This is a genomic window from Shewanella sp. Choline-02u-19, assembly GCF_002836205.1.
Lineage (GTDB): Bacteria > Pseudomonadota > Gammaproteobacteria > Enterobacterales > Shewanellaceae > Shewanella.
The window spans coordinates 3,454,864-3,468,184 of record NZ_PJBE01000013.1 but is presented as its reverse complement, the minus strand read 5'-3'; the positions used below and the strand labels follow the sequence as shown (position 1 = coordinate 3,468,184).

The following is a 13,321-nucleotide window of genomic DNA, read 5'->3' as shown; positions in this document are numbered from 1 at the left end:
AATATTGTTTAAGTGATTAATGGACTTTAAGTAGCTGACATTACTTATAAAAAGCGATTGTGAATATTACCCATTATTAAATGAATTATTTATGATGCTAATAGAGGTAAGAGGCAACTTTAGCGAAGGGCGACTTTGGGAGCTGGATTGGATAACCATGGCTAGCGTAGATCAAGCAATAAAAAGGCGCACCGTTAGTGCGCCTTTATTCAAATGTTCAATCGCTTACTCTGCTGGCTTTTTCTCTGCAATTTGTTCCGTTGGCGCGCCATGTTTTATCATTAGCTGGTGGATCTCTTCATCTTTTTCTAGCCAGAGCCGGTTTAACCAGCGCTGAAACTCGACACGATAACTCGCCTCAGAGAAGTAGCGCTTATTATCAACTTCAGGTACAGGAAGGATTTTGATCCGCACCACAATTTTTTTCAAACGACCATGCATCACTTCATGCAAAGCATCTTTCTTAAACACTTCAGGATAAAGTACAGTCACGTTCAGCACGTTAGTAAACTGCTCTCCCATCGCTGATAAAGCGAAAGCAATACCGCCTGCTTTTGGGCGTAATAAATAGCGATAAGGTGAGTCTTGGCGTCTATGTTTTTCTTCGGTAAAGCGACTGCCTTCGACATAGTTGATAATCGAGGTCGGCATAAAACGAAACTTTCTACAGGCTTTACGGGTGCTCTCTAAATCCTTACCTTTTAACTTCGGGTTTTTCTTCAACTTAGCAGGGCTGGTTCGACTCATAAAAGGCATATCAAGTGCCCAACAACCTAAACCAAGAAAGGGCACATACATGAGTTCACGCTTCAAAAAGAACTTAAGCATGGGAATATGGTTACGCAGTACATAAGTTTGCACTGCAATATCAAAACCACTTAAATGGTTACTAATAAGCAGGTACCAGCTTTTCTTATCGAGGTTGTCTAAGCCTTCAACATCCCATTCCATATCGGCCAACAGCATAAGAATACCGCCATTACAGGTAGCCCATCCCCACATAAAACGGTTCATTAGACGCGTGAGTAACACGCGTCCAGCTGTAAAAGGAACCACCAGTTTTATGATCCCGCCCAGTGAGATCAGTGAGGTCCACACAATGGTGTTGATGATCAGTAATGTGGTACTCATAAAATATAAAAATGAGCCGGGTAAAAAATTTAACATCTTGCGCTAAGCCTCTTCTCTGGTTGTTTTCACTTGTGCTAACTCAGTAAGCACTTGATCTTTCTGCTGCCAAATTTGATTCAGCTGGTTTTGGAATTCAATCTTAAACTCACGATCTTTAATATAATCACCACGCAGTGATTCGCCAATTTCGCGCACTTGAATATGCACTTTGACCTCTTTAAGTTGCCCACTAATAAATTCCCAATAAGTAGGCACTTTGTCAGGGTAGCAAATAGAAACATCAACCAACTTATGAATATGGTCGCCCATTGCTGATAGCGCAAACGCCATACCGCCTGCTTTTGGCTTGAGCAAGTGGGTGAAAGGCGAGTTTTGTTTCTGATGTTTAGCGGGGTGAAAGCGTGTGCCCTCAACAAAGTTCATCACACTCACTGGCTTACTTTTAAACTTAGCGCAGGCTTTACGTGTTATCTCAATATCTTTACCGCGTAACTTCGGATTTTTACGTAGCTGTGCAGTGCTATAACGACGCATAAAAGGAAAATCGAGCGCCCACCAAGCGAGTCCTAAAACTGGAACGAAGATTAATTGCTGTTTCAGGAAAAATTTAAGAAAAGGAATTTTGCCATTTAACACCCGTTGTAAAATAAGAATATCGACCCAAGATTGGTGGTTGGCAATCACCATATACCACTCTTTTGGTGATAATTGTGCATCACCTTGAACATCAATGTTGACGGGATGGAAAATGTCTTCAACTACCCCATTGCAACGGATCCATGAGCTGGCACAGAAATCGAGGAAATAAGTACAAGCGGTACGCGTAAAAGTGAGAGGAATTAGCTTGAAAATACTGACCACTAAAATGGGAGTAACCCAAAATGCAGTATTAATGATGTAAAAGAAGAACGCTAAACTTCCCGTAATGCGTGACACAATTGCGCCCATTGAGGACCCCAGGATAAAAAACGGAGACCTATAGTACTCGTTGTAGTGGTTTGTCTCAATCTAGATGTTAATTTTTGCCGAAAAAACCAACAAGTAAGGTGTTTTAGCCTATCTGTTGTCGCTGTATTCTCACTTTGTTGATCTAAGCATGATTCAGTTAAGCATTGCTCAGCTTAGTACTGTTTTAAGCTTGTTAATAATCGGTCTATGGCGCGGTAACCTAATGCTTGCGCAATATGGGCCCGCGATACGTCTTGTTCCTGCTGCAGATCTGCAATCGTGCGGGCGACACGTTGCAGTCGATGGTAACTGCGGACCGATAAACCTAATCGATTGACACTCTCCTCTAGAAACAACAGATCTGCCGCACTAAACCTAGCCTCATTCTTTAATTGTTTACCGCTTAGTTCACTGTTGAGTGTGCCCGAACGTGCTAATTGAACCTCTCTGGCTGCATGCACGCGTTGGGCGATGGTTGCACTGGTTTCTGCGTGAGTATTACTACTGTTTAGTGCGCCTAAAGGGAGTTTAGGGACATCAATGGTTAAGTCAAAACGGTCGAGAAAAGGCCCTGAAAGTTTAGATAAGTAACGGATAATCTGCTCGTTGCTCGCTCTGGCATTATTAACATCGCCACAGGGGCTCGGGTTCATTGCGGCCACCAGCTGAAATCGACATAAAAAATTGAGCTTGGCCGCGGCTCGCGAAATACTCACTTCTCCGGTCTCCATCGGCTCACGCAGGCAATCGAGCACTTTACGAGGAAACTCAGCCACCTCATCTAAAAATAGTACCCCGCGATGGGCGAGGGAGATCTCGCCCGGTTTTGGCATTGCACCACCGCCAACCAATGAAATGGCTGAGCTTGTATGGTGCGGGCTTCTAAAAGGACGTTGAAAGAATTGTTGTCGTTGCATATTTTGTCCTGCAACCGAGTGGATTGAAGCAACTTCAAGCGCCTCTTCATAACTGAGTGGCGGTAAAAGCTGCATCATCCGACTCGCCAACATGGTTTTGCCAGTCCCTGGTGGGCCGAGCATCAGCAAATTGTGGTTGCCCGCCGCCGCTATCTCTAGCGCTTGCTTAGCGTGTTGTTGACCAATCACCTCGCTGAGGCAGTTGTTGCTGGGCTCGCCGGTGTTGGATGTCGGCGTTATCCATTCTAGGCCAAAATCGATGCTGGGTAACTCCGACTGTCCATGCAGGTAAGCGGCTAATGATTGCAGATGAGTAGCAAAAAACACTTTATCAAAACCGACCAATTCGGCATCGGCACGATTATCAATCGGCAGTATTATGCGGTTGTTTGCTTTGCTGGCCGCAACAATCACTGGCAGTATTCCTTGGCAATAGCGCACATGGCCAGAGAGGGCGAGTTCACCGACAAATTCATGTTGTTCAATCGATTTGAGCGGGATCTGTTTTGAGGCGGCGAGAATGCCAATCGCAATGGGCAGATCATAGCGGCCACCCTGTTTAGGCAGATCTGCTGGCGCTAACTTTCTTTGCTCGTGATACTATGTGTAAAAGGAGTGTTTATGATTTATGCGTATTGCAGGGTTTCATCAGGCAAGCAGTTATCGGGTCTATCAATGTCATTGCAAAATGACATTAAGCTGCTTAATGAGTTGGCTGAAAAGTACCAAACTAAGGTATCAGATAAGGTTTATTCTGACGAGGGACTATCTGCGTATAAAGGCGATAATCTTAAAGGCAGCTTAGGACTTTTGCTCAAGGACATACGGTCTAATTCAGTAATGGCGGGCGACATCATCGTTATGCGCCACTTAGATCGCCTGTCACGATTAGGGTTAACCGCAGCGCTAAATATTTACGGCGAGATCATGGCTGCTAGTGTTTCTATTCATACGACAATGGATAACCGCCTTTATCAAAAGGATGATCAAATAAGTCAGATCTTAGCCACGCTATCATTTCACACCGCAAATGAAGAGTCAGTGAAGAAAAGTTATCTTACTAATCGTCATGCGCTTGAAAGAGTTAATCAGTTTAAAGCAGGCGTAAAAGGCGATGACGGAGCTAGTTTTGATGTAGGGGTTGGCGGTGTACCATTTTACATCGAGATGAAAAATAAGTGTGTCTATAAGTCCCAATATTTCCAAACCGCTCAGAATTTATTAGAATTTTACCTTGAAGGTAACGGGCTTACTAAATGTGTAGACTGGTTGGCTGCGAGAGGGCTGGATTACACAAGAACTGGCTTATCGAATTTACTTAAGTCACCTGCATTGTTTGGGCAGTTAGATATCACTCTTCAGGGAGAAAATCATAAGCTAGATGGTTTCTACCCAGCCGTATGTACACCAGAGCGTTTTAACCTACTTCAAGCTCGTCTATCGCAGCGTAAAGCGAGTAATTCTGGTAGACAACAATACACGTTATTAGCTGGAAATCGCTTCTTATATTGCGATTGTGGAGCTTCTATGTCGGCTAGTCATACTGCTGATAGAGGGATCAAATATTACATTTGTATAAACAATAAATGTAGTAAAACAGTTCAACGGTACGCTTTAGATAACCTTGTTCTAAAGCATTTAATTACCCACATTTTTGTTCATGACGACGGTAAACGAGATGAGATTTTGTCTAAATTGACCTATGAACAAGACCAATTAAGCCGAAAGACACAGCTTTTATTTTCATTAGGTGATTTAGCTGATTTTGCAACAGCCGAAGCTTCACTAAAGATTCATAAAGATAAAATCGATGCTCTAAAAATTCAATTAAGTGATATTAGCTCAGGTGATTTAAAGCTTGAAGATTACTCTAAATGGCAGATGTCTATATCTGAAATATTAACTGGTGACAGTGAAATTCAACATCAGTATAGAGACAGAATCTCAGTCGCTGTAAAGAATGTTACTTGTCATAGAGATGGGTTAGTGGAGATTAAAACTGTTGATGGTCAAAGTAGTTATTATTATTTTCCTAAGCAGATGATTAATACAGGTCGACGACTAGGCATGAAGTTATTAGTTGTTTCGCAAAAAGAAAAAGATGAAATCAGCATCGAAATGAACTTGGGAGGAGTGGTTTTCACCGAAGTAGAGGTTCATGAAAAAAAATATGCAGACAAAATTGATTGCTTCAATCCACTCTTAACTTTGTACTCTGAAGAGCATACTAGGTATACCGCACAAGATAGATTTACTAACAAAGTCATTGAGGTAGTAAGGACTGAAGGTGCAATAATTTGGTCAAAAAAAAATCTGATGCCTTTTGTTTCTGAGAAACAATGGCAGAGCTACAAAACAAGAGCTTTTGAAGATATAGCAAGGCAAGTCATGGTTCGAGAGGTTAACCATAAGACTAGCAAGGGTAAGACAAAATTGATTAAGGTATTAAGTTACGAAGGGGGTGATACAACCAATTTTTAATAAAAAAATCAATCCTTAAATGTATCTGATACAGCTATTTCTGGCGAGTATATTGATCGAGTATAAGAACTATAATCTATGTTTATAGCAATTCTAAGAATTTTTAATTTTAAATACTCAGTACACAAAAGCACTGTATTTATATACAATACTGGCAATTATGACTTTGAGTTTATTTTATGAACCATATTGAATTATTTGCTGGCTGTGGTGGCTTATCACTTGGTCTTGAATCCGTTGGATTTGAGCTTTTGTTGGCGAATGAGATCTCTCCAATGGCGGCAGAGACTTTTACTTACAATTTTTTCAATGAGAACTTAAAGGACAAAGCAGAAAAACAAGAGAAGCCTGAAAATGCTCTTTGGGTTAGTAGTCAATATGAAGATCTTAAACTCAGATTGAGAGAAAATCCCTTTGAATACCCTGATTTTGGAACGGGTATTAATGACTTTGAGAGTTATGAACCTAATCAGTTAAAAGGCAAAATGATTGTAGGTGACATTCGGCACGTAAACCAATTGTTGGATTCAAATAGTGAGCTTAAAACTTCTATTTCGTATGCTTTCAATGGTAAAAGTTTGGGAGTTGATTTGGTGTCAGGAGGGCCTCCATGTCAAAGCTTTAGTATGGCTGGCATGCGTAAAAAAGATTGTGATAAAAATAGTCTTCCTTGGGAATTCGCCAAATTTGTAGATCATGTAAAGCCAAAAATTGCGATGCTTGAGAATGTTACAGGGATTCTTCGCCCTTTTGCTGACGAAGATGGCACTAAGTATCATGCTTGGTTTGAAGTTGCAAAGGTATTTGCAAGTTTAAACTATGTACCTCTTTGCTTACACATTAATGCTAAGTATGCAGGTGTTGCTCAGAACAGACCTCGTTTTATTATGGTTTCAATCAGAAGGGATTATCTCAATGATATTCTCCCTACGTTTACAACCAAGGAGCAAGATCTCTTTACATCGGGTCTTAACCTAAGCGATGCTATCCAAAACGGGCAAGATCCTGAATTTGGGATGTTGCAGTGCTTTGATGTAGAGAAGCAAGAGAGCGCTTATCATGATACTTTCCTACAAAGCCTTATTCAGTTTAAGGGGCATGAATTTAGCGTAAAACAAGCTATTGATGATCTGTGTACGAATAACTCTAAATCATACTATGTAAACTTGTTAAACGATTTGTTAGGCAAGAATACAGATACCATTGAAAACTATACTCCTAAAATGAACTCTGAAACTGTACAGCGTCGTTTTAGGATTTATCAAGTATTGACCAAAGTATCTAAGTCAACCGAGAAAGAAGTAAAGGAAGTCTTAAAGGGAAAAGAGCTTGAACTCACAGATCTAGCATCTCAGGAAATGTTGGAGCATAAGTTTCTATTTGAAAATGAGCATGAAGTTAGGTTTGCAATTAATGGTGAGCAAATACTTCAATTACTTTTAGCTCACAAGACGAAGAAACAAACTCAAAAAGCATTGAATCCTAGTTCTCCAGCCCCTGCAGCCTTAAGCATTCCGGATGATGCTTGTCATTATGGCCCATTGCGAACTCTTACAGTGCGTGAAATGGCTAGAGTACAGTCGTTTCCTGACTCATTTGTATTTCGTTCAAAACTATCAACGGGTGGTCTAAGCCGACGCTTTGAAGTTCCTCAGTATACCCAAGTAGGAAACGCTGTCCCGCCTCTCTTAGGCAGAACACTGGGCTACATAATAAAAGATTTACTAAACAGAAAATAAAAAAGGTCCGTTTGGGCCTTTATTTTACAATCTAGAAACTTGTTCTATAAACTCATCAAATGTGATGCTCTTTTCATCTAACCATTTTAAACGATTTTCACCAAAGGCAATTTTTTTTACATCAGGCTTTGCTTTTTCTTGTTCGTTTACTAATCGCTGAATCGATGACTCTATTGCACGATTTTTTTCTTTCTCAGTAACTACATAAAGAATGTCTTCTTTAATGTATTTTGCAACGATCTCATCACCAATATCATCAGTATTCTTTGTTGATGCACTACACCCGTTAAATGACACAAAGTAGTTACGTTGTCCGGGTACTAGCTCGCTAGTGGTAAGCCGTGTTCGATCATTGGAGCTAATTTGTACAGCTATGTAAGCCTTTACTTCTTCGGGTTTAGTTGCATTTGGAATAACAATATCAGTATCGGAGCCTTCAGAAGTGAACTGTGTTCCATAATGGATATCTTTTTTCATACCGCGAGACTGTAACAATGCTTCTACAACCATTTCTCCGCCACTACCAGCAATAGATTTACGAGCTTGGCTTAGACTACCTTCAGCATATACACCTAGGATCAAAATGATACGATGTTTTTGAGCTTCTTGACCATTTCTTAGAATATCGCAAACTTTATTATATAGAGCTAGAGCCGTTCCTTTCAACGAGAATTCTGCATCATCCTGCCATACAGAAAAGTTATCAACGACACCATAGAGCCTTGCATTTAAATGTTGCAAAGCCAATTCATAAACATCTTGTAATGCATCTTCAACATACTCGCTAGCAATTTGGTCTGCTCTTTCTTTCACATAACTTTGCAATAACAAGTCACGCTCTTTATTGAAAGAACCCCCAATTCCAGTCTCTTGTTTTTTTCGCCAAGCCATGTAGCCATTACCATAGAAGATTTTTTTAAAATCTGCTCTTAGCGCAATATCTTCTTTGGAGCTAATTCTGTTGCCGTTACTGATTTGCTTTAATAAGTCACAAGTATTCATAGATAGCCTCATATTAATATTTTAATTGAGGCTACCTCTTTTTAGGTGTTTGGTCTATGAATTCAAAGTTAAATGCATGTTTTATATTATATTCTCATCCACAAATTTCCAAAGATAGATAGCTAAGTAAGAACGGAATGGTCGAGAATGGTCTAAGTTTACTTGGACTCCTATTTCTTCCAGTTTTACTAATGCCCGTTTTATTGTCCCATCTTTATCAGGAAAAATATCAGAATGACCAAAGTGGAACAAAGCCAGAATCGAAATAGACCAATCAGAAACACCCCATATATCTTTTGACTCTTTACGAAGATGGTCAAACTCTAATTTTTCCCAGTTATCAAATCGATTTGGATTTTCGAAGTACATTTGTGCAAAGTTTAAAATGGCTTTTGATTTGTTTCTTGAAATGCCATGCTGGGTTAAGTCTGGCTCACTGCATTGCAGTAATAATTTGGGGTCTTCGAATAGGTGCTCTACTTTGGAAAAAATAGTGTTTGCTACATGCCTAGACAACATTTGACCAACGATTATTTTTGATAAGGCTTCTACCAAATGAGTATCTTTAGCTGTTAGTTCGACAATCGGGGTGGCTTGTTCAATGTACTCTTTCAAGTCTGGATACTGCTGTTTTAAGTAGCTAGTAATGTCTTCCATTTTAAATTAGTCCAATAAGTATTAATTAAATTAAGTTTAAGTAAATAGTCTGTAAAATAGAGACTACTTATAAAAGCACACCGAAGCGTTCACAAATAATTTGAGACACACAATGAATAACATAAAGCAATTGCTTGCAATAGCAGAGAAAAAAATCGAAATAGATCAAAATGGAACTTGGTCAAAAGGTAGCATCACATACTACAAAGCAATGTTTGATGAGTTAGAAGAAGTCAAAGAAGAAATGGATAGCAATCGTAAATGCTACCTAGAAGACGAGTTGGGTGACATTCTATGGGTTTACATGTGTCTGCTCAAAAACTTAGAAGCAGAAGGCACTATTTTAACTGAACGTGTTTTTGAACGTGCATTGAAAAAATATAAAGAACGCTTAGATGGAATAAATGATGGTGTGGGTTGGACAGAAATTAAAAAACGCCAAAAAGAAACTTTGACACTAGAGTACTTAACAGAGATGGAAAACTGATTTTATTCTAATAAGATAGCTAAAAATAGCTATTCTATTTTTTCAAGGTTCTATGAATTGTTGCCCTGCTTGTATCAAATTCCCTTGCTAACGCCGAAATTGAATAGCCTGCAGCAAACTTAACTTTTATTTCATTCCGCTGAGCTTCATTAATAGTCGACTTTCGTCCACCTTTTTTCCCTGTATGCTCTCTACCGCTTTGTAAGCGATCAACTATGATTGAGTGTTCTAACTCAGCAAAGACTCCGAGTAGTTGTGTCATTGCTCGCTGCATTGCGTTATCACTTGTTGTATCAACTTGTCCGTCAATTGTTCTTACTTGCACGCCTTTTTGTTGTAGTTGCTGAATAGTTGATAAAATCATGCTTAAACTACGACCTATGCGATCAAGTTTTGTTAGTATAACTACATCGTCTTTACGTACATAATTTAATAATTCAGCTAGTTTTTTGTTGTTTTTTTCAGATTTTCCACTTTGCTTACCGTAAAATATTTTCTGGCAACCAGACGCTGTTAGTGCTGCTAGTTGAGCTTCGAGATTCTGATCTTTTGTTGATACTCGTGCATAACCAATTAAAGCCATATTCTCCACCTGTACGTTACTTTGTAGTTCCGTACATCATAGGCTCCGCTGTACGAATGCCTCAACCTGAACCTTTTGTACATGTACGTATCACCAACCAAACAACCGTACGCTAGATATAAAAAAGAGAGCAATTAGCTCTCTTCTATCTGACGTGTCAGTTCACGTACTTTTTGTTGCCGTATAGATTGACGCCAAAGTTCTTCATCATTTGCTTTAGCTCGTTTTGCTTCAGCTTCTTGTACTGATTTCCTAATACTTTCTAGCTTAGCCAGATCACGTGTACTTTCTCTCTTTGACTCTTCTCGACCACCAACCATTCGTAATAAATCAGTTGATGTTCCAGTCCAACAATCATTTTCTTCAGATTCATCAATTACAGTATTAACAGTTTTTAGCATTGTTGCGACTCTCCCATTAGATCTTCAATTTCAGACCGATTCAAATGTTTTAAATATGATGAGCTAATCATATTTTCTTCATCAATTCGTTGCTTATCCAATCGTTCTTGAAGTTTTAACTGATGATGAATCAGCAACATAATCACCTGCCGCTGAGTTACACTGCCATAAATGCCACTTAGAGCATTTAGCGTTAACTCCTCGGCATCAAGCGATTCAATTACTACTGATTTAGCTTTCCCCCTTTTACTTTTTTGACCAGCTACAGATGCAGATTCTGTATTAAATTTAGCCATAAATTCCCCGTTATTTTTTCGTTATTTTTTTAAGAAAGACATGGCAGTATTCAAATTCAGACTGAACCATGCCTTTTTTATGCTTATTTGACCGCTCGCAATGCTTCTGCTTTAGCAAGAACAGAAACGATTAAATCAATGTCACCAGTCAGTTTAGCTTCACGTAAATCTCTAACTAAACCCATGTTTGACTCAATTGATCCCTCGTCCCGAAACAACACTACTAATAGCTTCCCAGAATAGATTGAATTAACAATATTCATCATTTCGTCAATAATTCCGTCTTCGAATTCGTCAGCCAATTGCTTGAGAGTGTCTACAGCATTGAATGCCGCGATCTGAGCGACTTTGTCAGCATCAAACCCCGTTTGTAAGTCTGCAATTTCAAACGCCAGTTGATTAGTTCTTTTAGAGTTATATTCACGAGCCTTTGCTACCATGATAGAACTCTCAAAAGTAAGGCGATCACCTTCCTGCTCCCTTTCTAGATACCAACGTTTAAGCTCTTGCTTAGCTTCTGCTACTGCTTTAGTTAAAAATTCACTATCAGCAATATCGTTGTCTATTTCCGTTGAATGTTCTGCAAAAGTATTCATTTATCGCTCCCCATAAAGTCTTTAATCGTATATTTTTTATCTTTAATCGATGCGCCCTTAGCTGAGCGATTTATCAAGACTGAGTTAATCAATCCATTTTTGTGTTCATAGTTCATTTGCTTGAAAGTCATACCTCGTAGAAGCCAATCTATATCAGCTTTGATATCAGAATCACCGTCAACTACTAGCCGTTCTTTAATAGCGTTGAGCTTATGTAATGCTTCTATATCATTATCAAGATATTGCGTAAATCTAGCGCGAATTTCAGCCATTTCAGCAACTGTTAATTCATCTGCTGTATGACCTTTTTTCTCAATATCGGCTAGTTTTTTAACAATCCGAGTTGCCATTACACTCTGGTCTGCTAGACCCGATAGTGCTGTGTATAATTCTTTAAACATAATTCATCACTCTTACTTGTTTACATCCAGTCAGCGCCAGTTTGTATAGCGCCCCCGAGCACTGTTCTCTATCTCTAACATTTAGCTTTAGTGACCCTATAAACTCTTTGAATTCATTTATTGTCATACTTTCATTTATCGGGTCTAGCGAGCTGAATAACGCTGTTTTGTCATCATTAGGAGCAAACGCATAAACAACTAGTCTCTCGTCAGCAGAAGCTTTAAGACGTGCTTTTAGCTGCTGATTTATGCTCTCTTGTAGAGCTATATCGTATGCTGATACCAAATTAAATACTTCTTTAGAATCAACCCACTTATCAAGCTGCTTTGCATAGTTAACTGCATGTGTATATGCGCTTTCATTCTGTGTGAGTATTGCTTCAAGTACATCGACCAACAAGAAACCATCACTTACATTTCTATGAACGTGCCCAAAATTTATACTGTTGATAATCATGCAAAAAACCTCTTTAAGTTGTTCTCTAATGTCGCTTTATCAACTAATTTATATTTACAGCGTCGCTGCTCTTCGTTGACGATGAATTTAAGCCTATTAATCATGTCCCGCTTTTGTTGTTCAATATCATTTGATAGCTCTTCACGCATAACTACATTCTCGTTGCTGTAAAGTTCTAGCCAAGTGCTATCAGCAGCCCTATTAAGATGAAAAGTCATACCAATCCCCATACCGTCTTTATTGTGTCTAGATATGCCAGTTGAAGCTCTTTCCCGTACCCACCGCTTAAGATTTCTTCTAAGCGAACTATGTCACTCATATGCTCTTGTCGTTGTTTATCTACTCTAGATAGTCGCTTTGAGCGTTTCCCACCCACTGCACCAAATTGAGCTGCGTTCTCTTTCGTAAATGCCAATTCCATAACCTTTTCTGTCTTCGTGTTCATGTATTTAGATGCTTAATTATGCTTGTTTTATAAGTCAAAAATAGTCGTCAAAAAAGGCAATCTCATTTGAGACTGATTAAAATATTAGAATGAAATTTGAAACCCTAGTGTAGATTAAACAGAGCTGAACTAAGTGCGCACCGAACAAAGTAAACCAATCGAAGACTAGCCAAGAAAACGTTCAAGTCGAACAAGACATTCACCGTTCATGCGAAGCATTACATTAGGAGCGAAGCGACGTGAGCGCAGCGAACTAATCGAAGACTGATTAATAATATTCTAGTGAAAGTTAACTGTTGAAACGAGGCTGCTTATTGAAACAAACAGTCGATGCATTAGCTTGCAGAAAATACCGGATTGTTTCTTTCATTCTTTCATTCTTTCATTCTTTCATTCTTTCATTCTTTCATTCTTTCATTCTTTCATTCTTTCATTCTTTACTTCTTTACTTCTTTACTAACTGAAGCTGTTTATTAAGATGGTTTTGAACAGATTGAGATTTTGTTGATAAGTTCGAATACTCAAATTTATCGTTATAAATAGAAATGTAGAAATAAAAAAGTAGAGAGGTAACATGAGAATTAGAAAGCCAAGAAGAACTGAAGTAGAAAAACGTCTTATTTATAAAATTTACCTAAACGGTGACACTTCTGTGTTTGAAATGAGCAAGCGCTTCATGATCTCAACAGCAACAATTTATAAAATAGTTAGAGAAAAAGAAAATGAATAAATCGAGCAGTACAGCTAGACAAGTTCGAATAAAACTTCGCCATGACCTAC

The 13,321-nt window shown here is 38.9% G+C and carries 15 protein-coding genes and 1 pseudogene; 4 read left to right on the top strand and 12 right to left on the bottom strand.

Annotated features, from left to right (window positions below):
- Window positions 1-225: 225 nt before the first annotated feature.
- From CXF83_RS21885 to CXF83_RS21875, 3 genes and pseudogenes are all read right to left on the bottom strand, one after another.
- Window positions 226-1,167 (bottom strand): acyltransferase, encoded by a 942-nt coding sequence (locus CXF83_RS21885; protein ID WP_101089596.1) that lies wholly within the window; start codon window positions 1,165-1,167, stop codon window positions 226-228.
- Between the two features lie 6 nt (window positions 1,168-1,173).
- Window positions 1,174-2,079, bottom strand: a complete 906-nt coding sequence (locus tag CXF83_RS21880; protein ID WP_101089597.1) for an acyltransferase — start codon at window positions 2,077-2,079, stop codon at window positions 1,174-1,176.
- A 173-nt stretch (window positions 2,080-2,252) separates the two neighbouring features.
- A pseudogene (locus tag CXF83_RS21875) lies at window positions 2,253-3,578 on the bottom strand (YifB family Mg chelatase-like AAA ATPase); the annotation flags it as partial.
- A gap of 39 nt (window positions 3,579-3,617) precedes the next feature.
- Between CXF83_RS21875 and CXF83_RS21870 the strand changes: the two are divergent.
- Both CXF83_RS21870 and CXF83_RS21865 read left to right on the top strand, forming a co-directional pair.
- Entirely contained in the window at window positions 3,618-5,477 is a 1,860-nt protein-coding gene (locus tag CXF83_RS21870) for a recombinase family protein (protein WP_101089598.1), read from the top strand.
- A 179-nt stretch (window positions 5,478-5,656) separates the two neighbouring features.
- Window positions 5,657-7,216: a DNA cytosine methyltransferase gene (locus tag CXF83_RS21865; RefSeq protein ID WP_101089599.1), complete on the top strand. Its 1,560-nt coding sequence runs from the start codon at window positions 5,657-5,659 to the stop codon at window positions 7,214-7,216.
- A gap of 24 nt (window positions 7,217-7,240) precedes the next feature.
- Here CXF83_RS21865 and CXF83_RS21860 read toward each other — a convergent pair whose 3' ends face one another.
- Together CXF83_RS21860 and CXF83_RS21855 are read right to left on the bottom strand one after the other, a co-directional pair.
- Window positions 7,241-8,218: a hypothetical protein gene (locus tag CXF83_RS21860; protein ID WP_101089600.1), complete on the bottom strand. Its 978-nt coding sequence runs from the start codon at window positions 8,216-8,218 to the stop codon at window positions 7,241-7,243.
- 81 nt (window positions 8,219-8,299) lie between these two features.
- Window positions 8,300-8,875, bottom strand: a complete 576-nt coding sequence (locus CXF83_RS21855; RefSeq protein ID WP_101089601.1) for a DNA-3-methyladenine glycosylase family protein — start codon at window positions 8,873-8,875, stop codon at window positions 8,300-8,302.
- A 112-nt stretch (window positions 8,876-8,987) separates the two neighbouring features.
- On the opposite strand from CXF83_RS21855, the gene CXF83_RS21850 reads away from it, so the two are divergent.
- Complete coding sequence (locus tag CXF83_RS21850) at window positions 8,988-9,362, top strand: MazG nucleotide pyrophosphohydrolase domain-containing protein (RefSeq protein ID WP_101089602.1); 375 nt, start codon at window positions 8,988-8,990, stop codon at window positions 9,360-9,362.
- A 34-nt stretch (window positions 9,363-9,396) separates the two neighbouring features.
- Here CXF83_RS21850 and CXF83_RS21845 read toward each other — a convergent pair whose 3' ends face one another.
- The 7 genes from CXF83_RS21845 to CXF83_RS21815 all read right to left on the bottom strand — a co-directional run bounded on the left by CXF83_RS21845 (window position 9,397) and on the right by CXF83_RS21815 (window position 12,314).
- Window positions 9,397-9,945: a recombinase family protein gene (locus tag CXF83_RS21845; protein WP_101089603.1), complete on the bottom strand. Its 549-nt coding sequence runs from the start codon at window positions 9,943-9,945 to the stop codon at window positions 9,397-9,399.
- A gap of 134 nt (window positions 9,946-10,079) precedes the next feature.
- Window positions 10,080-10,346: a hypothetical protein gene (locus tag CXF83_RS21840; protein ID WP_101089604.1), complete on the bottom strand. Its 267-nt coding sequence runs from the start codon at window positions 10,344-10,346 to the stop codon at window positions 10,080-10,082.
- Window positions 10,340-10,642 carry a hypothetical protein gene (locus CXF83_RS21835; RefSeq protein WP_101089605.1) on the bottom strand — a complete coding sequence of 101 codons (303 nt, stop codon included), beginning with the start codon at window positions 10,640-10,642 and terminating at the stop codon, window positions 10,340-10,342. The genes CXF83_RS21840 and CXF83_RS21835 overlap by 7 nt, the downstream gene beginning before the upstream one ends.
- 83 nt (window positions 10,643-10,725) lie before the next feature.
- The gene (locus tag CXF83_RS21830) at window positions 10,726-11,238 is read right to left on the bottom strand and encodes a hypothetical protein (protein WP_101089606.1); all 513 of its coding nucleotides are present in this window, start codon (window positions 11,236-11,238) and stop codon (window positions 10,726-10,728) included.
- Window positions 11,235-11,639: a hypothetical protein gene (locus tag CXF83_RS21825; protein ID WP_101089607.1), complete on the bottom strand. Its 405-nt coding sequence runs from the start codon at window positions 11,637-11,639 to the stop codon at window positions 11,235-11,237. Before CXF83_RS21825 ends, CXF83_RS21830 begins: the two co-directional genes overlap by 4 nt.
- Complete coding sequence (locus CXF83_RS21820; RefSeq protein ID WP_101089608.1) at window positions 11,632-12,096, bottom strand: hypothetical protein; 465 nt, start codon at window positions 12,094-12,096, stop codon at window positions 11,632-11,634. The genes CXF83_RS21825 and CXF83_RS21820 overlap by 8 nt, the downstream gene beginning before the upstream one ends.
- Window positions 12,093-12,314, bottom strand: coding sequence for a hypothetical protein (locus CXF83_RS21815; protein ID WP_101089609.1), 222 nt, complete (start codon window positions 12,312-12,314; stop codon window positions 12,093-12,095). The genes CXF83_RS21820 and CXF83_RS21815 overlap by 4 nt, the downstream gene beginning before the upstream one ends.
- Before the next feature lie 801 nt (window positions 12,315-13,115).
- Here CXF83_RS21815 and CXF83_RS22655 point away from each other — a divergent pair.
- The gene (locus tag CXF83_RS22655; RefSeq protein ID WP_157822877.1) at window positions 13,116-13,271 is read left to right on the top strand and encodes a hypothetical protein; all 156 of its coding nucleotides are present in this window, start codon (window positions 13,116-13,118) and stop codon (window positions 13,269-13,271) included.
- The last annotated feature ends 50 nt before the right edge of the window (window positions 13,272-13,321 follow it).

What these genes read in the sequence shown, in the direction of transcription:
- CXF83_RS21845 (WP_101089603.1), bottom strand. Translation starts at nt 9,945, where the DNA reads ATGGCTTTAATTGGTTATGCACGAGTATCAACAAAAGATCAGAATCTC.
- CXF83_RS21840 (WP_101089604.1), bottom strand. Translation starts at nt 10,346, where the DNA reads ATGCTAAAAACTGTTAATACTGTAATTGATGAATCTGAAGAAAATGAT.
- CXF83_RS21860 (WP_101089600.1), bottom strand. Translation starts at nt 8,218, where the DNA reads ATGAATACTTGTGACTTATTAAAGCAAATCAGTAACGGCAACAGAATT.
- CXF83_RS21885 (WP_101089596.1), bottom strand. Translation starts at nt 1,167, where the DNA reads ATGTTAAATTTTTTACCCGGCTCATTTTTATATTTTATGAGTACCACA.
- CXF83_RS21850 (WP_101089602.1), top strand. Translation starts at nt 8,988, where the DNA reads ATGAATAACATAAAGCAATTGCTTGCAATAGCAGAGAAAAAAATCGAA.
- CXF83_RS21880 (WP_101089597.1), bottom strand. Translation starts at nt 2,079, where the DNA reads ATGGGCGCAATTGTGTCACGCATTACGGGAAGTTTAGCGTTCTTCTTT.
- CXF83_RS21815 (WP_101089609.1), bottom strand. Translation starts at nt 12,314, where the DNA reads ATGACTTTTCATCTTAATAGGGCTGCTGATAGCACTTGGCTAGAACTT.
- CXF83_RS22655 (WP_157822877.1), top strand. Translation starts at nt 13,116, where the DNA reads ATGAGAATTAGAAAGCCAAGAAGAACTGAAGTAGAAAAACGTCTTATT.
- CXF83_RS21855 (WP_101089601.1), bottom strand. Translation starts at nt 8,875, where the DNA reads ATGGAAGACATTACTAGCTACTTAAAACAGCAGTATCCAGACTTGAAA.
- CXF83_RS21870 (WP_101089598.1), top strand. Translation starts at nt 3,618, where the DNA reads ATGATTTATGCGTATTGCAGGGTTTCATCAGGCAAGCAGTTATCGGGT.
- CXF83_RS21820 (WP_101089608.1), bottom strand. Translation starts at nt 12,096, where the DNA reads ATGATTATCAACAGTATAAATTTTGGGCACGTTCATAGAAATGTAAGT.
- CXF83_RS21825 (WP_101089607.1), bottom strand. Translation starts at nt 11,639, where the DNA reads ATGTTTAAAGAATTATACACAGCACTATCGGGTCTAGCAGACCAGAGT.
- CXF83_RS21865 (WP_101089599.1), top strand. Translation starts at nt 5,657, where the DNA reads ATGAACCATATTGAATTATTTGCTGGCTGTGGTGGCTTATCACTTGGT.
- CXF83_RS21835 (WP_101089605.1), bottom strand. Translation starts at nt 10,642, where the DNA reads ATGGCTAAATTTAATACAGAATCTGCATCTGTAGCTGGTCAAAAAAGT.
- CXF83_RS21830 (WP_101089606.1), bottom strand. Translation starts at nt 11,238, where the DNA reads ATGAATACTTTTGCAGAACATTCAACGGAAATAGACAACGATATTGCT.